20 protein-coding genes are annotated in these 19571 nt (G+C 42.0%); 13 read left to right on the forward strand and 7 right to left on the reverse strand.

The window, feature by feature from the left end:
• The first annotated feature begins 97 nt into the window (after positions 1–97).
• The 3 genes from V7K32_RS14370 (at position 98) to V7K32_RS14380 (ending at position 3202) form a co-directional block, all read left to right on the forward strand.
• A complete protein-coding gene (locus V7K32_RS14370; protein WP_334994252.1) occupies positions 98–790 on the forward strand; it encodes a DevA family ABC transporter ATP-binding protein in 693 nt (230 codons plus the stop codon).
• 813 nt (positions 791–1603) lie between these two features.
• Positions 1604–2518, forward strand: coding sequence for a M23 family metallopeptidase (locus V7K32_RS14375; protein WP_334994254.1), 915 nt, complete (start codon positions 1604–1606; stop codon positions 2516–2518).
• Positions 2519–2638: 120 nt separating this feature from the next.
• Positions 2639–3202 (forward strand): late competence development ComFB family protein, encoded by a 564-nt coding sequence (locus V7K32_RS14380; RefSeq protein WP_334994256.1) that lies wholly within the window; start codon positions 2639–2641, stop codon positions 3200–3202.
• 74 nt (positions 3203–3276) lie between these two features.
• On the opposite strand, the gene V7K32_RS14385 is transcribed toward V7K32_RS14380, so the two are convergent.
• Positions 3277–4245 carry a L,D-transpeptidase gene (locus tag V7K32_RS14385; protein WP_442938743.1) on the reverse strand — a complete coding sequence of 323 codons (969 nt, stop codon included), beginning with the start codon at positions 4243–4245 and terminating at the stop codon, positions 3277–3279.
• A 279-nt stretch (positions 4246–4524) separates the two neighbouring features.
• Between V7K32_RS14385 and V7K32_RS14390 the strand changes: the two genes are divergently transcribed.
• From V7K32_RS14390 to V7K32_RS14400, 3 genes are all read left to right on the forward strand, one after another.
• Positions 4525–4674, forward strand: a complete 150-nt coding sequence (locus V7K32_RS14390; protein ID WP_334994257.1) for a hypothetical protein — start codon at positions 4525–4527, stop codon at positions 4672–4674.
• A gap of 367 nt (positions 4675–5041) precedes the next feature.
• Positions 5042–5698, forward strand: a complete 657-nt coding sequence (locus V7K32_RS14395) for a sigma-70 family RNA polymerase sigma factor (protein ID WP_334994259.1) — start codon at positions 5042–5044, stop codon at positions 5696–5698.
• 157 nt (positions 5699–5855) lie between these two features.
• Positions 5856–6473 carry an anti-sigma factor family protein gene (locus V7K32_RS14400; protein ID WP_334994261.1) on the forward strand — a complete coding sequence of 206 codons (618 nt, stop codon included), beginning with the start codon at positions 5856–5858 and terminating at the stop codon, positions 6471–6473.
• 13 nt (positions 6474–6486) lie between these two features.
• Here V7K32_RS14400 and V7K32_RS14405 read toward each other — a convergent pair whose 3' ends face one another.
• Positions 6487–6942: a gamma-glutamylcyclotransferase family protein gene (locus V7K32_RS14405; protein WP_334994263.1), complete on the reverse strand. Its 456-nt coding sequence runs from the start codon at positions 6940–6942 to the stop codon at positions 6487–6489.
• Between the two features lie 254 nt (positions 6943–7196).
• On the opposite strand from V7K32_RS14405, the gene V7K32_RS14410 reads away from it, so the two are divergent.
• The 7 genes from V7K32_RS14410 (at position 7197) to V7K32_RS14440 (ending at position 14305) form a co-directional block, all read left to right on the forward strand.
• On the forward strand, positions 7197–7352 hold the full coding sequence (locus V7K32_RS14410; RefSeq protein ID WP_334994265.1) for a hypothetical protein: 156 nt from the start codon (positions 7197–7199) through the stop codon (positions 7350–7352).
• 301 nt (positions 7353–7653) lie between these two features.
• Positions 7654–7935: a helix-turn-helix domain-containing protein gene (locus tag V7K32_RS14415; protein ID WP_334994267.1), complete on the forward strand. Its 282-nt coding sequence runs from the start codon at positions 7654–7656 to the stop codon at positions 7933–7935.
• Between the two features lie 54 nt (positions 7936–7989).
• Positions 7990–10638 carry a leucine--tRNA ligase gene (leuS, locus tag V7K32_RS14420; protein ID WP_334994269.1) on the forward strand — a complete coding sequence of 883 codons (2649 nt, stop codon included), beginning with the start codon at positions 7990–7992 and terminating at the stop codon, positions 10636–10638.
• 178 nt (positions 10639–10816) lie between these two features.
• Positions 10817–11143, forward strand: coding sequence for a DUF433 domain-containing protein (locus V7K32_RS14425; protein ID WP_334994271.1), 327 nt, complete (start codon positions 10817–10819; stop codon positions 11141–11143).
• Between the two features lie 3 nt (positions 11144–11146).
• A complete protein-coding gene (locus V7K32_RS14430) occupies positions 11147–11488 on the forward strand; it encodes a DUF5615 family PIN-like protein (protein ID WP_334994273.1) in 342 nt (113 codons plus the stop codon).
• A gap of 118 nt (positions 11489–11606) precedes the next feature.
• Complete coding sequence (locus tag V7K32_RS14435) at positions 11607–11798, forward strand: hypothetical protein (RefSeq protein WP_334994275.1); 192 nt, start codon at positions 11607–11609, stop codon at positions 11796–11798.
• A gap of 1355 nt (positions 11799–13153) precedes the next feature.
• Positions 13154–14305, forward strand: a complete 1152-nt coding sequence (locus V7K32_RS14440; RefSeq protein WP_334994277.1) for a pyridoxal-phosphate-dependent aminotransferase family protein — start codon at positions 13154–13156, stop codon at positions 14303–14305.
• 450 nt (positions 14306–14755) lie between these two features.
• Here V7K32_RS14440 and V7K32_RS14445 read toward each other — a convergent pair whose 3' ends face one another.
• The 5 genes from V7K32_RS14445 to V7K32_RS14465 form a co-directional block, all read right to left on the reverse strand.
• A complete protein-coding gene (locus V7K32_RS14445) occupies positions 14756–14983 on the reverse strand; it encodes a DUF2949 domain-containing protein (protein WP_334877907.1) in 228 nt (75 codons plus the stop codon).
• A gap of 506 nt (positions 14984–15489) precedes the next feature.
• Positions 15490–15996 (reverse strand): DUF192 domain-containing protein, encoded by a 507-nt coding sequence (locus tag V7K32_RS14450; RefSeq protein WP_334994279.1) that lies wholly within the window; start codon positions 15994–15996, stop codon positions 15490–15492.
• A gap of 109 nt (positions 15997–16105) precedes the next feature.
• Positions 16106–16792: a response regulator transcription factor NblR gene (nblR, locus tag V7K32_RS14455; RefSeq protein WP_334877897.1), complete on the reverse strand. Its 687-nt coding sequence runs from the start codon at positions 16790–16792 to the stop codon at positions 16106–16108.
• A 317-nt stretch (positions 16793–17109) separates the two neighbouring features.
• Entirely contained in the window at positions 17110–18027 is a 918-nt protein-coding gene (locus V7K32_RS14460) for an NAD(+) kinase (RefSeq protein WP_334994281.1), read from the reverse strand.
• A gap of 420 nt (positions 18028–18447) precedes the next feature.
• Positions 18448–19446: an SDR family oxidoreductase gene (locus V7K32_RS14465; RefSeq protein ID WP_334994283.1), complete on the reverse strand. Its 999-nt coding sequence runs from the start codon at positions 19444–19446 to the stop codon at positions 18448–18450.
• Positions 19447–19571: the final 125 nt, after the last annotated feature.

Consider the following 19571-nt stretch of genomic DNA (forward strand, 5'->3'; position numbering starts at 1 on the left):
TAACTCCTAACTCCTAACTCCTAACTCCTAACTCCTAACTCCTAACTCCTAACTCCTAACTCCTAACTCCTAACTCCTAACTCCTAACTCCTAAAATATGCTTCCCCTCATCTCCATTCAGAATCTCGACCACTATTTTGGTCAAGCCTCACTCCGTAAGCAAGTTTTATCTAACATCAACTTAGAGATTAACGCCGGTGAAATTATTATTATGACTGGGCCTTCTGGTTCTGGAAAAACTACCTTGCTGACCTTAGTGGGTGGGTTGCGTTCTACCCAATCTGGTAGTTTGCGGGTGTTGGGACAAGAACTTTGTGGTGCTAGTCCTGAAATACTAATGCAAGCGCGACGGCGTAACGGTTATATTTTCCAAGCACATAACTTGCATGGTAGTTTAACAGCACTCCAAAACGTCAAAATGGCTTTGGAATTACATAAACATCTTGGGTTAAAAAAGATGCTAGCTAGGTCAGCCCAAATGCTAGAACAGGTAGGATTAGGAAATCATTTGCATTACTATCCTGATAAACTGTCTGGAGGACAAAAACAACGAGTAGCGATCGCTCGTGCCTTAGTTAGTCATCCTCAAATAATCCTAGCGGATGAACCCACCGCCGCCCTTGACAGTCAATCGGGACGAGATGTAGTCAATCTCATGCAAAAACTGGCAAAAGAACAAGGCTGTACCATCTTGATGGTTACTCATGACAACCGCATTTTAGATATTGCCGATCGCATCGTTCAGATGGAAGATGGCAAACTCAAGTCAAAACTAAAACTATCAGCTTAGAGTTGATAAGCCTTTATTCATCAAGCTTTTGAACTCGGAAGGACAAAACTTTAAGTAAAATCACTGATATTTTACATCCGACACCCCATATCAACATTAGTAATATCGGTTACCAGTCTATATACGGCCATTAAGAATTAAATAAACATAAATCTTTAGTCATCAACATATTACTTTAGCTGAAAGCCAAATAACTTTAGTTCCAGGCGGGTGAAGAAGCCAACAGTTAAGCTATTTCTAGGCTTTTGTTGACACCAATGGGCTTCTTGCCCACCCTACTTGTGCAAATTAAATGCTCAACAGCTTACTAAATCTAGCTTTGCCTAAATTTTTTTGAATTATTTCCGACGCTTTCCCCCTACTCTTGGTTTACCTGGTTTGGTGATTTATCTACACCACCTTTAACCTAACAGTGTGGCATTAGTGTCCAGTTGAACAACTGTCCAGTTGATTATAAAATTTTATTCAAGTATTATTATCTAATCGTTAAACCCTAACAGGTTTCTTTTGTTGCCTAACAAATGATACCTATAGTAAACCACGAGAGTCTCTTTGCCATCAATCTAGTTAAATTTTAAGATTATTGCCAATGTAATCCACCTAGATTATTAAAGGTAACACCAATTCACTAAATTACAGTTACAAATCATTCTCCCTTGTCTCTTCCCCCCTGCCCTTGTCTTATCCATAAGTCCCTGCCGGATTTGCCAATATTTAATTTATGGTTTTCAACAACATCTAGTTCAAACAGGAAACACTAGTAGAAACAAGCTAGTCTATTTTGCAACACAAGCAAGGGATTTTTGTAGCTCTATGATTATTGAGAATAGCGCTAGTAGTTCAAACAAGAAGTTGCTCGGTTTTAATGTTAAAGCAATAAATGTGTTAAAGGGAATATTTGCTATTCTCCCTTTAACCTTGGCATTGCCTGTAGATGCTTTACAAGTAAAAGTGACTCCAACTAACCCTAAATTAGGGGATACAATCTCGGTAGAAATTAATCGAGATAATCCCGCCAATGGTACAAATCCAACAGTAGCTAGTGGTAATAATACATACCCAACCTTTGAAATTGCCCCCAATCAGTATCGGGCTTTTGTTCCCACAACTCCACTAGAAAAAGCTGGAACTAGAACACTTCGGGTTACAGGGGATGGTCAAGTACAAAACTTGGCAGTAAATGTGCTTAATCGCCAGTTCCCCGTACAACGTATTACTTTGCCACCTGGAAAAGCCGGAGTAGATGCCACAGAGTATGAACTTAAGCGCGTGGCAGCTTTTAAGGCACTACAAACACCAGAAAAGTATTGGAATGGAGTATTTCTAAAACCAAATGCAGGGCGAATGAGCACAAAGTATGGTGTACGTCGCTACTATAATGGTACATTTGCAAAAGACTACTATCATCGTGGTCTTGACTACGCTGGTGCTGCCGGATCATCCGTAATTGCCCCAGCCTCTGGGCGAGTTGCTTTGGTAGGTAGGGTATCACAAGGGTTTCGGATACACGGTAACGTAGTTGGCATTGACCACGGTCAAGGAGTAACCAGTATTTTCATGCACCTGAGTCGTATTAACGTTAAAGAAGGTGATTTTGTGAAAGCTGGTCAACTAATTGGCGCAGTAGGTTCAACAGGTGCTGCCACAGGGCCACATTTGCACTGGGGTCTGTACGTCAATGGACAAGCTGTTGATCCAATACCTTGGCAAACTAAGGTCGTTAAGTAGTAGAGGCGGAGTCGATCGCGTCTAGGCATAATTTGTGTTTTTTTGCTGATAATTAGGCAAAATAAATTGGATTGATACCGTCCCTACCAAGCTTGGCTAACATAAATGATGATAAGCATTATGAGCATCGAAAAAATTGTAGAACAAGCTCTCCAGGATGGTTATTTGACACCAGCAATGGAAGCAGAAGTCGGTAGAATCTGTGACAACGCCTCGGAACTCTCAATTGAAGAGTATATGGCGCTGGATCGGCTGATGGGTTCGCTATTGACTGGTGAGGTAGTGGCGGTACCTCGCAAACAATTTATTAACGTTATGGAAGAATTGGTACTGACAGAAGCGATCGCCCGAGTCGCAGAAATCGAAGCTACCAGCGAAAGTTCTCTAGATGTGGGGGATATTGCTGCTTACGCTCTCAACAGGTTACCACCTCTATATGCTACTACAGAAGAAGGTGCTAACTTCCAGCGCCAAACGGCTCAGGCACAACTGCAAGACTTAATTTCTCAGCAAGTAAGTGAGGCAATTAACCGTTACCTCGATCGACCCCATTTCTTCCCTGAACGCCAAGCTTTGGGCAAAAACACTACAAATGAGGTTGAACGCCAAATTAGTGCTTTACTCCAGACTTATGCACCAAACTTTGAGCAAAAACATGAGCAAGAAGATGAGCAAGAAGAATAATTTTAAGAGTCAATAGTGAAGAGTCCAAAGTCAAGAGGCAATAATTCCTTGACTTTGGACTCTTCACTCTTCAATTAATTACGTACTAAAACTGTTGTCCCTAAACTCACTTGCTCATAAAGCATTCTGACATCAGAATTACGCATCCTTAAACAGCCGTGGGATACAGCCGTTCCTACCAGGTCGATTTCCGGCGTGCCATGAAAGCCAATTTCATTTCGTCCATCTGACCAGAAACCAATCCATCTGTCTCCCAAGGGACTATCCGTACCAGCCTTAAATACTTTGCCTGTAATCGGGTGACGCCAAACTGGATAGTGCCGCATGTGAATCACCTGGAAAGAACCTGTGGGCGTTTCCCAACCTTTCTTACCTACAGCGATTGGGTAGCTGGCTATCACCTCATCTCCTGCGTATACATAAGTACGGCGATCGCTTAAATCAACCACTACTTGTGTCTTGGCATCTGCTAGCCTATTAGATGAGACTTGCTGGGCTGAAGCCTCAGACCATAGACCTTTTGGCCAACTATCTGTAACTGGATTTTGTCTTTCTGTTTGCGCCACCAGCCGCGTCTTAGTTGGTAAGTCGGCTTTAGCTACATTCTTGTTAAGAAGTTGAGGCTGAGTTTGAGGGAGAATTGCGCCTACATTAGTCCCTTTTGTTAGATTATTATTAATTATTTTCGACTTACTTGCTTTCGCTACATTATTATTAATTATTTTCGACTTAGCTTGAGGCTTAATAGCAGAGGACTTTAATCTAAACACCCTCTGGGCAGTTGAGCCTTGGATGGCTTCATCAGCTGGCACAGAACCCAGTGCAATTTCCCCTAAACTGACTTGGGAAAGATTCTTGGATACTCTTTCTGGGCGGCTTCCCTTAGGATTGGTTAGGGTAGAATCTCGCCGCATCGCAGTAGATACAGACTTATCAGACTGCCGTTGTGCCGTAGTAATGCGCCAATGGACAGCTAAAGATAAAAATGCTGTGCCAAAACAGAGCAACATTACCATCCGCCCTACAGATTCATTTCTTACCATTGCTATCGCCTATTGTTTATCCCTGACATATCCAGCCGAGTAATTGGATGAGTTCATCATCCGATCATCAAAAATTTATCAATACTTATCATTTCCGTTATAAATATGCCAACACCTCTGGGAAAACTAAAACTATGCAAATTGTCCCAGCAGCAAAACTCCAAGTGACCAACCTCATTCCTCCAAAGTTCTGGGGGTTGTAAGCCAATACTTAGACTTTCTGGTGCAACTTTTGAAATGTAGTAATCAATTATTAGCGGTGTCGGTGGGAGAAAAACCATGTTTGAAAAACTATTTTTAGCAGTCACAATTACATTTTCCATCAATTTCGTTTTTCAAGTTCGCGTACCAAATCAACACAATGGCGCTACCTACGGGTCACAACCAGAACAATCAGCAGCTATTCTAGTAACAAAATCAAAAAAATAAATCACCATTATAGTCACCACAGCAACCCAACTTCCAGAAATTAATACCTGAACTTTAAAGGTATTAAGAAGTTAGAATTACAAAATTTTTATCTTCATCCTTATAACCAGATTTAATTATTTTTATCAAGCGTATATACCCAGTTGCGAAAAATACAAAAATATGCATATTACAGCGCTTTTATTAGTTAATGGGTCTTGGCCAGCTATGCCAGCAGTATAAGAAAAAAGCGGCTCTCTTTATTGCTATAAATGTATCCAAAATTGTCTGCCTCAGTGTTCCAGTCATAAATCCGTCACCTTAGCATGGAACTTCTGTCCCATTAGCAGGTCTAATAGATAGGGATGATTTAGAGCCAGTACGATCTATGAGTCAGTCGATCTCTGTATCCTGGTCAACGGTTGATGCCAAGTATCCAGAAGCATCAGTGCAAGTTGACAAACTCCCTAACCACGATTTAATCTTGTGCTGTCAAGCGGGACTACGACCAGATCGTGTTGCGTTTGCAGAACTATTACGCCGCTATCAAAGTCAAGTTGATAGAGTTCTATACCACCTGGCTCCAGATTGGGCTGACAGAGCCGATTTGGCTCAAGAAGTTTGGATTCGAGTGTATCGGAATATTAACCGATTACAAGAACCTGCCAAATTTCGGGGCTGGTTAAGCCGCATTGCCACCAACTTGTTTTACGACGAGTTGCGGAAACGCAAGCGGGTTATGAGTCCTTTGTCGCTGGATGCTCCCCGTTCCTTAGAGGACGGTGAGATGGATTGGGAAATCGCTGGTGATACCCCAGGCCCTGAAGAAGAACTCACAACTAGAGAATTTTACGAGCAACTGCGAGAAGCGATCGCGGATTTACCAGAAGTTTTTCGTACTACCATTGTCCTGAGAGAAATCGAAGGCATGGCTTATGAAGAAATTGCCGAAATCACTGGAGTTTCTTTAGGAACTGTCAAATCAAGAATAGCCAGAGCTAGAACGAGGCTGCAAGCTCACTTGCAGAATTATCTAGACTCCTAATTTACAATATCTTGCCTCTGCCGAATGGCAGAATTTAAGCATTGATTAAGAATTCTACCAAAGATGTAGATCGCTTCTGCCTTGAGGAGGAAAATTGGCTAATTTCTCCGAATTTCCCGCCCAGTTTACCCGTGTATGAATTGGTAATAATGTTAAGATGACTACTGATTCTCAGTTTTCCGACCGTTCTCCTTTGCAACTTGCTCAAGATTTGTCAGATGGAATGGCCAATCATACCAATGAATCAACGGGTCTTATGGATATGGTGAAGCGCGATCGCTTCGAGTTATTGAGTGCTTATCTCGATGGTGAAGTCACAGCCACTGAACGCAAGCAAGTAGAAGAATGGCTAGCAAATGATGGCTCAGTTCAATGCTTGTATGCTCGACTTTTGAAGCTGCGTCAAGGCTTGCGGACTCTCCCAGTACCAACAGCCCAACAGTCCCCAGAGGCAACAGTTGGGCAAGTATTGACACGTTTGCGCCGCCGTTCCCGTTTAAACTGGATGGCGGGAGGTGCAGCCGTTGCCGCTTGTGTAATCGGTGCAGTATCTAGTTTAGTACCTATTGGTTCGAGAGCGCCGCAACTGGCACAACGACCACAAATAGAACCGATACAAACATCCTCAGCGTCGTCTATAATTCCACCTTCTCCTTTGATGGTGGGGCTAAATAACCCGGTAATTGAAATTCCTAAAGCAGCAGTAGCTTCTCCAGAAAATCCAATTTATCCGGTACAACCGCAACGGCACGACTCCAAACAGGACATAAACTAATCGCATTAACAGTTCACAGATCATAACTGTACTTTGCGGTTAAACCACAGCCACTCCACCAGCCGCCAGGTTGGAGGAATCCTCCTAATTGCTCAACTCGGTCTAGAGTCATTAAATAAACCCAAGCCCAACTATAAGAGAGCGACTGTGGCTCATAAACCTCAATAATTTGCCGATTATAGAGGTTTTCTGGTGGTTGTCTATTGGGCTGGTAATCTTCCAGCACATCTAGCTCATTTAAAATTTTTGGGTTGGAAAAAGAGAGTAAATATCCGTTAACTTGACTATCCCCTAGCGTCATCGCTGGGTAGCCCATTGGCAAAGCAAACAATTTGCCTTGTACAAAAGCTCTTTTAAAATCAACTACTTTGCCAGTACAATATCTTTTATAGTTAGCTTCACCTGGTTTAAGCGTGCCGTAGACAAAAACCCGCACCAAATCAGAAAATTTTATATTCGATTCAGCCATCGCCTATTTTTACCATCTAAATTGACAGCAATAAAAACCCATAACAGTGAATTCCTCTACATATCAGTTCTAGAGGCAATACTGCTCGGATAAGACCAAAAGCCTTGTGTAGAGACGCGAAATTTCGCGTCTCTACAGGTCTAAAACACTATCGAGAAATCCAAAAACCGAGCAGTATTGGTTCTAGAGGGATTTTTATTTACTCCGATTAATATTTAAACATTATTCAATTCCTCGAAGGGGTGGTAGATGAGATGAATTCACCCACTGATGAGCAAGCCACGTTGATTAAGCTGACAATGGAAGGCAAAGCTATGAGCTATCCTGACAGATACGACCAAGAGAATTTGCTTAACTTGCACAAGGCTAAGATACACCTTGAAATGGCGATCGCGCTGCTAACCCAGTAAATCAGTTTAGAACCATAATACATCTAGTCCCCAGCATCCTAAGCTTAAAGGCTTTTTTATGTCCCATATACCTCAACTTGTTGAACTTTAAGGTTAGCAAACAGCATCCAATAAGCTAACAATTACTCACTTTTGCTCACTTTCTTTGACAAGCTGCGGATTAACTCACGCAATACATCAGTTTTAGTTCTTGATGTCTGCTTGCAGTATCTCTCAAGCACATCCATTTCTTTTCCTGGAATCCTTATATTTAACTGTTTTTCGTCAGACATTTTCTAGCATTTAGCTATACAATAGTTATATGATACTAGGATTTAAGACGCAACTCAAGGTAAACCAAAAACAACAGATAGTGCTTGCACAACACGCAGGTACAGGAAGACACGCATATAATCAGGGCTTGGCATTATGCAAGGAAGTGTTAAAGCACAACCGCGTTAATCCTGACGATAATGAGTGCGATAGAGACTGGAACGCTTCAATTAATTTGAGGCAGACGGCCAGATCGGTCGTGTCAGCTTGCGGACTGGATAGTGCCGACACTTCCAGGTTGAAGCAAGAAGAAAATCTTAGCAATTGTTAGTATTTTTGGATCGGTCAAATACTAGAAAATTAGTAGAAGTAAAGTGTAACAGGCATGAAACCATTGGAAATAGGTAATTCTGTTGATTCTCGATATAACCCAACAGCGATTGAGGAAAAATGGCAAAAAACATGGGTAGAACTTGGCTTAGATAAAATACCCACAGCTAGCAACAAGCCAAAATTCTACGCTTTATCCATGTTCCCTTATCCATCGGGTAGCCTACACATGGGTCACGTCCGTAATTATACGATTACCGATGTGATTGCCCGCCTTAAACGAATGCAAGGGTATCGAGTAATACATCCAATGGGTTGGGATGCTTTTGGCTTGCCAGCAGAAAACGCCGCCATTGACCGTGGTGTACCGCCAGCAAAGTGGACTTATCAGAATATGGCCCAGATGCGCCAACAATTGCAGCGTCTTGGTTTATCCATTGATTGGGAATGTGAACTTGCTACCTGTTCACCCGATTATTATAAGTGGACGCAATGGATTTTCTTGCAATTTTTGCAAGCGGGGTTAGCTTACCAAAAAGAAGCAGCAGTAAACTGGGACCCCATTGACCAAACTGTATTGGCAAATGAGCAAGTTGATAACGAAGGACGTTCTTGGCGCAGTGGGGCAATAGTTGAGCGTAAATTATTGCGGCAGTGGTTTTTCAAGATTACCGACTACGCTGAAGAATTGCTCAATGACTTGCATAAATTGACAGGTTGGCCGGAACGCGTCAAGTCGATGCAGGCAAACTGGATTGGCAAATCCACAGGCGCTTACTTAGAATTTCCCATCATTGGGATAGATGAAAAAATCGCTGTGTATACCACGCGCCCAGATACCGTTTATGGTGTCAGCTACCTAGTTTTAGCACCAGAACATCCCTTAACAAAGCGTGTTACCACAAAAGAACAACAAGCGGCAGTAGAAGTTTTTATTAAAGAGGTTTCCAATCAAAGTGAGTTGGAACGTACTTCTGAAGACAAACCTAAGCGGGGTATCTCCACAGGTGGGGTAGCAATTAACCCATTTACAGGGGAAGAAGTGCCGATTTGGATTGCTGACTATGTACTCTATGAGTATGGTACTGGGGCAGTGATGGGTGTACCAGCCCACGATGTGCGGGATTTTAAGTTTGCTAAGAATTACGATTTGCCAGTTGATTTTATTATTGCTTCCCCAGATGATGTTGCAGGTTTTGACTTAACTCCAACATCAGAGATTAATGAAGTAACACAACTCATCCAAATTGAATATAACCAGGCATATACTGAACCAGGAATTTTAATTAATTCTGGGTCTTTTACTGGCATGACTTCCACAGATGCTAAACAAGCAATAATTGAATATGCCGAACAACAAGGTTTTGGTAAAGTGCGAGTGCAATATCGCTTGCGGGATTGGTTAATTTCGCGGCAGCGTTACTGGGGCGCACCAATACCTGTAATTCACTGTCCCAATTGTGGGATAGTGCCAGTACCTGATAAAGATTTACCAGTACAGTTGCCGGAAGAGGTAGAATTTACTGGACGTGGGGGTTCACCTTTGGCTCAGTTGGAAAGCTGGGTAAATGTACTTTGTCCAACTTGCAACACTCCTGCAAAGCGGGAAACCGACACGATGGATACTTTTATTGATTCCTCGTGGTATTTTTTGCGCTTCCCTGACGCTAAAAATGAACAACACGTTTTTGATTCCAGTAAAATTAACGACTGGATGCCAGTTGATCAGTACGTGGGTGGAATTGAACACGCGATTTTACATTTGTTGTATTCGCGCTTCTTTACTAAGGTACTACGGGATAGAGGGTTACTAAACTTTGACGAACCTTTCCAACGCCTGTTAACTCAAGGTATGGTACAGGGTTTAACTTACCTAAATCCCAACAAGGGCGGCAAAGATAAATGGATTCCTTCCAATCTGGTAAATTCTGCTGACCCCCGCGACCCTCAGACAGGCGAACCACTGCAACGTCTTTACGCCACCATGTCTAAATCAAAGGGTAACGGTGTAGCACCAGAAGATGTAATTTCCAAATACGGTGTAGACACAGCGCGGATGTTCATCTTATTCAAAGCGCCGCCAGAAAAAGACCTGGAATGGGATGAAGCCGATGTGGAAGGACAATTCCGCTTTTTAAATCGGGTTTGGCGTTTGGTGACAGATTATGTTGCAGCTGGGGTATCACGTAAGCAAGCCCAACTCGCTGATTTAACTAAGGCAGAAAAGGAATTGCGACGGGCGATTCACACGGCTATTCAAGCGGTGACAGAAGACGTGGAAGACGAATATCAATTCAACACAGCTATTTCCGAATTGATGAAGTTGAGTAACGCCCTGACTGATGCTGACGGGAAAAATTCACCAATTTACGCAGAAGGGATTCGGACGTTGGTGGTATTGCTAGCACCCTTTGCACCACATATTGCTGATGAATTGTGGCATTTATTAGGTGAAACTAATTCAGTTCATACTCAAACTTGGCCGTCATTTGACCGAGCTGCTTTGGTAGCTGATGAAATTACTTTAGTGATTCAAATTATGGGTAAGACTCGCGGCTCAATTCAAGTACCAGCACAAGCAGATAAAGCAGCGTTAGAAAAATATGCCCGTGAATCAGAAATTGCCCAACGTTACATCGAAGGTAAGGAGATTAAAAAGGTAATTGTCGTGCCTGGAAAGTTAGTGAATTTTGTAGTTAGTTAAGTACAGCTTTGGGTAAAATCGTGGCGAATTGAGGGTTGAAATTTAAACGCAAATGCGCTTCGCCTTCTCGCAGGGTAGGCACGCAGAGAATTCGCTACGAATTATTAATGAAATGTTGTACTTAGCAATCGATAAAATTGTAAATGTAGCCTGACAAAACATCAGAGGATTTACATCCATGACACTCAAAGAGTTAGAACAACAACTTCTTGCCCTCAGTCCTGGTGAAAAATTGCAGGCTATACAGTTACTTGCTCAAAGTCTCGGCAACAATTGGCAAGGAATTGAAAAAACTCCTAGAGTCTGTGGTGGAGAGGCTTGCATTGCTAAAACTCGTATTCCCGTTTGGGTACTTGTGGAAGCTCGCCGTCTTGGATATAGTGATGCTGACCTTTTGACGAGCTATCCAACCATTACAGCTACAGATTTAGCTAATGCTTGGGTATATGCAGAAGCTCATCCCGATGAAATCGAATTGGCAATTGAGCGTAATGAGGTTGCCTAGTCAATGGTACGGTTTTACGCAGACGAGCAGTTTCCGTTTCCAGTTGTGGAATTATTACGCGCTTTGGGGCATGATGTTTTGACAGTTCAAGAAGCAGGAAATGCAGATAAAGGTATACCTGATGAGGAAGTTCTGGCATTTGCTACAAGTCAAAAACGCTCGATATTAACTATCAACAGACTTGATTTTATCCGTTTGCATCGTCGTGATTCTAACCACTTTGGTATTATTGTTTGCACGAACAATCGTAATTGGGAACAGTTTACAGCACGGATAGATGAGGCTGTGACAGCAGAAGAACCGTTGCAAGGAAAACTAATTCGTGTGGTACGTCCAGTTACTTAAAATAATTCGTAATTAAGTTTTGTAACGGGTATTTAGACCCCGGCTAACATACTTGCCGCTTGTCAGAAGCGGGGGATTTAAACTAATACGCTTGGATTAAGAAGAATAGTAGGTTGGGTTGAGCTTAAACGTTACCCAACAAAGCTTTGATAATTTTGGGTTTCGTTCCTCAACCCAACCTACACCAGTTTTATTTTTTAGCCTTAACCCAAGCCTATTGGGATTTAAACCCACAGAATTGGTTAAAAAGGTTTTGATGGAACGCATCAATGCTAAAGTCATCAAGTATATGTTGGAACAATTTTTATAACACTAGTTGCCTTCTCTGGTAAATGTGTATTTCAAAACATCTGTTGTCTTTCCCAGAGAGTGGGACTGTTTTATTTATACACGAAAAAGCGCTTGAGAGTTTTGCTCACTCAAGCGCTTTCCCGTAAAAGCTTATACCAACTCACTCGTTTGATGCAACATTTGAAATCTGCAACGCCCCCTTATCAGGCAACATTGCGGGGATAACTTGTGACAAACATGTTGTGAAATGGTATCACTCCTTGCACTAACTAAGAATATCTCTTTTGCAATAATACTGGGGATCTGGTGAGTGACAGTTTATAAACTGAACACTAGTTAAAAACGACTCACCATGAATAGTAACTAACAAGACTAAGCACGATTGTAGCAATTTTGTAAGTATAGTATAAAAACTTATAGTTGAGCGGCGTAGGCGTAGCTCGCACAAGGCATCGCCTACTTCTAAGTATAGTTTAAAATATGCAGCAATTAACAGCATAGATATCTCAAATTTGGCAGCAAATCAACCATCAACTATCAGTAGAAAATCTTAATCGAGTAAGCCAGATAAGCCTTAGATATTGGCATCGAAGCGATTTGGACTGAAATAAATCATCAGATCCTCCATTTATGGAGGTATTCTTTAGAGGATGGCAATCCAAGAAAAAATGCTCGACTCAAGCAGATTGAAAAATTTGGGTTGGGTATCTTTTATCTCTTAGCAAACGGCGACATCCAACCCTTCCGCATAGTGTAGGCGGTTACTTCCTTCGTTGAAGCAAAACACAGGTTTTTCATTGACACTTCCCGTGATATTCAAAACGAATTTGCGTGTTTTTATAAAAACAACAGAGAGATTATATGGGTAAGATTTAAAAATTCATCATACCCTGTGCCTAAAGTTGTGAGACTATAGATAGACGCTTCACCCTTAGCTAAAATAGCCACTCTTTTACGATCGCACGCCTTAACGTGGCGTTTAGGTGTGTGGTAAGATTGCCTGGAACAAAGGTATCATCTGAGTTAAAGTCTGGTATAAATCAATACGATTTAGCTAAGGTTTAACTCTTTGTCATAGTTAACTTTTTAACGAACTGCGTTCGCGCAGCGTCTTGCAGAGTTGGACGCAAAGAACCCAAAGGAAGAGAAGAAAGAGAAGGAAGAAATGCTTAACTGAACTGTATTGTGGTATAAATCGCAAAGGTCAAGCTTAACGATCGCTAACTCCTACTCTACTTTTTCTAGGGATTCGGAAAATATACAACAAGACTGGTGACAAACTGAGTGTAATTTGTAAATGAATATCTAGAATCTGCTACCAGACTGAACGAAGTTCACACAATTTTGACTTTTATTTGACTTTAGGATAGAAACATGAACGATAAGCTGATGCTAATGATTCCAGGGCCAACCCCAGTGCCAGAAGCTGCCTTACTGGCATTAGCCAAGCATCCGATTGGACACCGCACTAGTGAATTTAGCAACATATTGGCAGAGGTAACGGAAAACCTGAAGTGGCTGCACCAAACTCAAAGTGATGTGCTAATGCTGAATGTCAGTGGTACGGGTGCTGTAGAAGCTGCAATAATTAATTTTCTCTCTCCAGGCGATCGCATTTTAGTTGGTTCTAATGGTAAATTTGGCGAACGCTGGGTAGAAGTTGGTCAAGCCTACGGTTTGAATGTAGAAGAAGTTAAGGTGGAATGGGGAAAAGCCTTAGACCCCGCAGTATTCGCCGAAAAACTTCAAGCAGATACTCAAAAGCAAATTAAAGCCGTAATCATCACCCACAGCGAAACCTCGACGGGTGTGTTGAATGATTTAGAAACCATCAACCGCCATGTTAAAGAACACGGTGAAGCTTTAATTATCGTTGATGCCGTGACTAGTTTGGGTGCGTTCAATCTGCCCGTAGATGCTTGGGGCTTGGATATAGTCGCCTCCGGTTCCCAAAAAGGTTATATGATTCCGCCGGGATTGGGTTTTGTCTCTGTCAGCCCCAAAGCTTGGGAAGCTTACAAAACTGCGAAGCTACCGAAATATTATTTGGACTTAGGCAAATATCGCAAAGCCACAGCCAAAAATACAACTCCATTTACTCCGCCTGTGAATTTGATCGTAGCGCTGCATACGACGTTGCGAATCATGAAAGAGGAAGGCTTGGAGTCGATATTTGCTCGACATGAACGGCTGAAAAATGCTACCCGCGCCGCCATTCAAGGATTAAATTTACCTCTGTTTGCAGCAGATAGTTCCGCTAGTCCGGCGATTACGGCTGTAGCACCACAAGGAATTGAACCAGATAAGATTCGGTCATTGATGAAAAAACGCTTTGATATTGCCCTAGCAGGTGGTCAAGACCATTTGAGTAATAAGATTTTCCGCATTGGTCACTTGGGCTTTGTCAGCGATCGCGATATTCTTAGCTGTATATCATCCTTAGAAGTTACCCTAAGAGAACTTGGCTATGAAGACTTCACCCCTGGATCTGGTATAGCAGCAGCAGTTAGAGTGTTTACACAATAGTCATTAGTCCTTTCCAAAGGATAAATCAAAAGAGCGAGTTAAATTATCAACTCGCTCTTTTAATTTGTATATAAATGAGTAGAAACCGCCAGAATGAATAGACTTATATATCAAGCTTTGCACCAATTAGAGTGGATTTAAATTATACCAAGTTGCCTTAAATAGTATTATTTGCTCTGGAGACAGTGGCACAGCATCTTTGATACTAAAGACTAACTTTGGCAACTTAGTATAATACCAAATTGGCATAATATAGTATTGTTTGAAATTTCTGTTTGAAATTTCGGTAACAGCTTTAGGACTTACGCAAAATCATGATAAAACGAACCGCAAAGTCCGCAAAGGACACAAAGGAATAAAAGTTTTAGAGGGTTCTTGCGTAAGTCCTGAGCTTTATGGTAAAGACTTTTAATCCAAAATCCAAAATCCAAAATCTAAAATTATTATGATCTATGCCGTCTCCAGCCAATCATAAATTTGGTCTAACTGCTCTAGAGTAACTAACCCATACTGCCAAAGAATCATTGCCAAAGGACCTGGGTCTTGCTCTCGATGGCGAAGCGCCACCGCTAGCGATGCTGTGGAAATTGCCAAATCTTCTTGCAAAAAATTAATCAGTCGAGAATATTTTGATGGTGACATTTGTATCTCACCTCCTTGTGCAGAATGTATTGTCATATATCAGTTCACCATTGCTCGGTAGCCAGTAGCCAGTATTTTATCTGTCACTTTGCCGTTATCGGCTATACACCCCAGCAGAGTTTTTTTGATTTGCGTTTAACAAAGGCAAATAATAGAAACTCTGAAAAATAGAAATTTTCCGACAATTTATCTGCTTGAAAATCGAGCGGTATTTTTACTTAGTTAAATTAGCTCCATCTTGTTTACTTTTGTGCGTTATTTAATTACACATGTAGTAAGAAAGATTCCATAGCCTATACTCTCTTATTGGCGACTATTTACACTTGCGCCCAAGGGAATATTTTTGCCAAACCTTAAGACTGCGATTTCAGGTTGGAGACAGTAGAATTTTAGATTATTACTACAGTTTTTAAATAGTAGCCTTACAGATGAATTTTTACCATATGAGGTGCCATTTTTTACAAAAAAAACATAGATTCCGATAGTATAGACTCTGAACAGAGCAACCATCCAAATCTTTATCACCGCAAAGCATCGAAATCTCAAGACTCAATTTTGACAATATCGCCCACTTTCAACTTCAATTCGGCAGCCCTTCCAGACCGAAGTTCAATCACCTTGTCGATAGGTGTATTAGGCCCATAGGTAGGACAAGGCTCACTTGCACAAGGAGGTGCAGCAGCCTGAATATATTTAACGACTCCGTTTTGTAAAAATACCATATCCAAGGCCACAGGTACATTCTTCATCCAGAAACTAACTGGTTGTGGTGAAGCAAACCCAAACAACATCCCCCGGTTATCTGGCAAAGCTGGTCGATACATTAAGCCCATCGCTTGCTGTTGTGGTGTCTGCGCCACTTCTAACTGAATCGTTGTGCCATTAGGAACAATGGCTTTAGCAGAAATTGGTAGTTTTTGACCTAAATTCTCTGGTGCTGAAGTTTGAGAAGCAGATGTGGGGGTGGGAGGTTTAGCTGTTGTTGGTACAGAACAGCCCATGAGGAAAATACTCAGCAACATTGAGAGCAAACTTAGTCGATGAGTCATAATTATTTTTGATTTTGTAATTTAGATTTCAATTTTACAGAATTTAAGCTAGAAAACTCACGGCTTTTATTCGTCCCTTCAGGGGGCAGGGGGCTTTTGCCACAGTGTACTAAGACTCTCTCAAAACGTAGCCTACGCCTCGTACTGTTTGAATGAGGCGCTTTTGTCCTTCATCTTCAATTTTTAAGCGCAAGTAGCGGATGTACACTTCAATTACATTGGACTCACCCAAAAAGTCATAACCCCAAACATTTTCTAAAATTTGTTCGCGGGTTAACACCTCACGGGGATGTTCCATTAAGAACTTTAATAGTTCAAATTCCTTCATTGTTAAGTCAATTGTCCGTCCGCTATGTATGGCACGGCGAGTTGCTATATCTAAAATTAGCTCCCCAAAGCGTAACTGCTCCGTGGTATCTACATCAGGTTTTAAGTAGAGCCGAATCAACTTCAAAAAGTCTTCTGAGCGATAAGGCTTGAGGATGTAATCATCCGCTCCTGCTTCTAGACAGGCTACACGATCATCAACTGTATCCCTTGCCATTAAAATCAATACAGGCGATCGCATACCAGTGCTTCTGAGATTTTTGCACAATGAGAGTCCTGATTCTCCTGCTAGCATCCGGTCTAAAACAATTAAAGCAGGCTGGCGATCGCGGCAGTGTTGTAAACCGCTGGTCGCATCATGAGCCAAAATTGATTCATAGCCGGCTTCTTGCAAATCGCAAGAAAGCTGATTTGCTAGGCTCTCATCGGTTTCAATCACCAAAACACAGGGACTTGGAGCAACTGTCATAACAATTTGGGATATTGGATTTGGGATTGTAAAGATATTCTAGAGAAAATCTTTACATCAGCTATAAAGTGCAATTACGAGTTTTTAGTGATGGAGCAATCCTGATTTGACACGCTGCTAAGAATCTTTTAGCACGTTCAGGTGTCAGCCATCTAATTCTCCGATGCAATCTTAATAACTAAATCCAAATACCATCCTTACACCAGTAATTCTGGAAGGAAATCAGTAAGTTGGGGAGTAGGGAGTGGGGAGTGGGGAATGGGGGATGAGGGAGAAATCAATTCAAAATTCAAAAAATTCTGCCTCCTGCCCAATCCCTACGGCAATTCTACCGAAGTTGGTTTAGCGATATGTGGTAAACCCCAACCTAATTTTTCTCGTAGAATTCGGAAAAACTCAGGCGGTTGCAGGCGAATAAATCGGACACTATATTGCGATCGCTCCATATATACTCTATCTTCTGGTAGTACATAGCACCCTCCATTACCATCGACCACCATTACCAGCCGAGGAATGTTGACTGGGTAAATGTTGACCGATTCAGTATCTGGAAATACTAATGCTCTAGAAGCTAGGGAATGGGGACAAATGGGTACTAGCTGTAAAGCAGGTACACCAGGAGTCACAACTGGACCACCAGCACTCAATGAGTAAGCTGTAGAACCAGTAGGCGTAGAAACAATCACACCATCTGCTGCAATATCTACTGGCGCATGACGCCCTATGGCAATTTCAAAATGGCACATAGAGGTCAAAGGTTCCCGGTGCAGCACCATTTCATTCAAGCAAAGGGCTTCCCACAGCACTGCTTCTCCCCGAAACACTTTCACGGTGAGCATGGCTCGTTCTTCAATTTCATACTCACCCACCATCACCTGTTCTAGTGCTTGCGGCAATTGATTCAGGAAGGTTTCCGTCAAAAATCCCATGTGGCCGGTATTCACTGTTAGCAGTGGAATACCACAGGGGGCTACCTGACGAGACGCTGCTAAAACAGTGCCGTCTCCCCCTAACACCACTGCAAACTCCATATCCGAGTCAAAACCAGGGGGCGTTAGACCGTCAATGGGGGTGTGGCATACAGGACTATCCGGGTTAGAGTAGCCCAATATTCCACCGATACTCGATGTGACACACACATCCCAACCGGCAGCGGTTAGCTTGTCTTTCAACTCGATAGCGACACGACCCGCTATCGGTTTAATGTCATTGTAGATAATGCCTGCTTTCGGCACACTCAAATATCCAAGTTTAGGCGGTGCTTTGTATTATGTAATCCTTACACATTTTGGTCATGTAGTCATTAATCTAGAGTCAAATATCCAGAGTCTAGAGTTTCATGACTAATGTCTGTTTTGTAGTAACCATTCCCTGCTCTAAAGATACAGGGCTTTGTCCCCCTCCCAACACTACTAACAATTGCTTGTTCACTTATGTTGTTTGCGGAACTTATGGGCGCGGTTACGTTTTATCGCTAGGGTGTACTCACCCCCACACCCCACAACTCAATTTTCGTGGATACGCATTATCGCACTCGGTTACTAGCGTAAGCCTTGGAAACGCGTCAATTTCCTGCGTTGAACTAATTTCACCGTAAGAAAGATTTTAAAGTAAAGCTGTCCTTCATGACGGGGAATAACCCAAATTTTTGATGACTATTGACTATTGGCTTTTGAAGACTGTTTAAAAGGAGTTTTTTTAGGTTTCTGCTTTTTATTTTTATTTTTCTGGTAGTCTACCTCTTTGAGCTTCTTCATAATTCGGCTGAAGTACTCTTGTAGATAGCTTTCTAGGGTTGTGGTTTGTTGCGGATCTAAGCCAAAAACTGTGTATACTTCATCCATTGAAGCATTTAACTCTTTACCACTAGCCAATACTTCTGTAAATGCTAGCCTGTCTGCTACGTTCCATCCCCACTGAAAGAAGCGCATTAAACCCCGCACAGCACGCAGCAAGGTTATTGGCATCCGTGTTACTCTGGCATCTTTTCCAGATAAACGTTCGCACAGGTTAATGATTTCTTCTGCACTCCAAGCACGAGTACCGACTACAGGAAAAGCTTGGTTTTGCGTTTCTGGCACACTCAATGCACGGATTGCGAACTTAGCAATGTCCTGAGTATCCATATAGGCGATGGGAGAAGAATTACCAGTCACCCAAACTGGCTGTGATTCCAGAATGGGAATTCCGTACTGACCGATTAATCCTTGCATAAACCCAGCTAGTTGTAAGATGGTATAATTCAAGCCAGACTCAGCCAGGAAGAGTTCTGTACATCGCTTAATTTCCATTAGCGGTACTTCTGGATATTTATCGGCATCTAATATCGAAAAGAAGATAAAACGCTCTACACCTGCTGCAATTGATGCTTGAATCAATGCTACTTTGCCGTCCCAGTCCACTTGTTTGATACTCAGTGAATCTGTAGGACGAGATGTTGACGCATCAATAACTTGGGTTACACCAACTAAAGCTTCTGCTAAGGTATCGGGGTAACGCAAATTTCCCGGTACGAGTTCTGCACCCCATTCTTTGAGAAAAGCTGCTTTTTTACTGCTTCGGACAAGACAGCGTACTTTATATCCCTCATCGATTGCACGACGAGCCACTTGTCTTCCTAAGGTGCCAGTGGCACCGACGATTAATAATGTCATGAGGGTTGTAATAAATTTTAATGTTTTATGAAAAGAATGTTATCAGAATAACCTATGCAAACAAAAGTTTACATCTTTTCTCAGAAAATCGTTTGTTATGGACAGACTCATGAAAAAATCGCTGT

Origin of the sequence: Nostoc sp. (assembly GCF_036917635.1) — a bacterium.
Classification (GTDB): Bacteria; Cyanobacteriota; Cyanobacteriia; order Cyanobacteriales; family Nostocaceae; genus Nostoc.

What these genes read in the sequence shown, in the direction of transcription:
- V7K32_RS14375 (WP_334994254.1), top strand. Translation starts at nt 1,604, where the DNA reads ATGATTATTGAGAATAGCGCTAGTAGTTCAAACAAGAAGTTGCTCGGT.
- V7K32_RS14415 (WP_334994267.1), top strand. Translation starts at nt 7,654, where the DNA reads ATGATACTAGGATTTAAGACGCAACTCAAGGTAAACCAAAAACAACAG.
- V7K32_RS14440 (WP_334994277.1), top strand. Translation starts at nt 13,154, where the DNA reads ATGAACGATAAGCTGATGCTAATGATTCCAGGGCCAACCCCAGTGCCA.
- V7K32_RS14405 (WP_334994263.1), bottom strand. Translation starts at nt 6,942, where the DNA reads ATGGCTGAATCGAATATAAAATTTTCTGATTTGGTGCGGGTTTTTGTC.
- V7K32_RS14380 (WP_334994256.1), top strand. Translation starts at nt 2,639, where the DNA reads ATGAGCATCGAAAAAATTGTAGAACAAGCTCTCCAGGATGGTTATTTG.
- V7K32_RS14390 (WP_334994257.1), top strand. Translation starts at nt 4,525, where the DNA reads ATGTTTGAAAAACTATTTTTAGCAGTCACAATTACATTTTCCATCAAT.
- leuS (WP_334994269.1), top strand. Translation starts at nt 7,990, where the DNA reads ATGAAACCATTGGAAATAGGTAATTCTGTTGATTCTCGATATAACCCA.
- V7K32_RS14430 (WP_334994273.1), top strand. Translation starts at nt 11,147, where the DNA reads ATGGTACGGTTTTACGCAGACGAGCAGTTTCCGTTTCCAGTTGTGGAA.
- V7K32_RS14395 (WP_334994259.1), top strand. Translation starts at nt 5,042, where the DNA reads ATGAGTCAGTCGATCTCTGTATCCTGGTCAACGGTTGATGCCAAGTAT.
- V7K32_RS14410 (WP_334994265.1), top strand. Translation starts at nt 7,197, where the DNA reads ATGAATTCACCCACTGATGAGCAAGCCACGTTGATTAAGCTGACAATG.
- V7K32_RS14450 (WP_334994279.1), bottom strand. Translation starts at nt 15,996, where the DNA reads ATGACTCATCGACTAAGTTTGCTCTCAATGTTGCTGAGTATTTTCCTC.
- V7K32_RS14465 (WP_334994283.1), bottom strand. Translation starts at nt 19,446, where the DNA reads ATGACATTATTAATCGTCGGTGCCACTGGCACCTTAGGAAGACAAGTG.
- V7K32_RS14445 (WP_334877907.1), bottom strand. Translation starts at nt 14,983, where the DNA reads ATGACAATACATTCTGCACAAGGAGGTGAGATACAAATGTCACCATCA.
- V7K32_RS14425 (WP_334994271.1), top strand. Translation starts at nt 10,817, where the DNA reads ATGACACTCAAAGAGTTAGAACAACAACTTCTTGCCCTCAGTCCTGGT.
- V7K32_RS14370 (WP_334994252.1), top strand. Translation starts at nt 98, where the DNA reads ATGCTTCCCCTCATCTCCATTCAGAATCTCGACCACTATTTTGGTCAA.
- nblR (WP_334877897.1), bottom strand. Translation starts at nt 16,792, where the DNA reads ATGACAGTTGCTCCAAGTCCCTGTGTTTTGGTGATTGAAACCGATGAG.
- V7K32_RS14400 (WP_334994261.1), top strand. Translation starts at nt 5,856, where the DNA reads ATGACTACTGATTCTCAGTTTTCCGACCGTTCTCCTTTGCAACTTGCT.
- V7K32_RS14385 (WP_442938743.1), bottom strand. Translation starts at nt 4,245, where the DNA reads ATGGTAAGAAATGAATCTGTAGGGCGGATGGTAATGTTGCTCTGTTTT.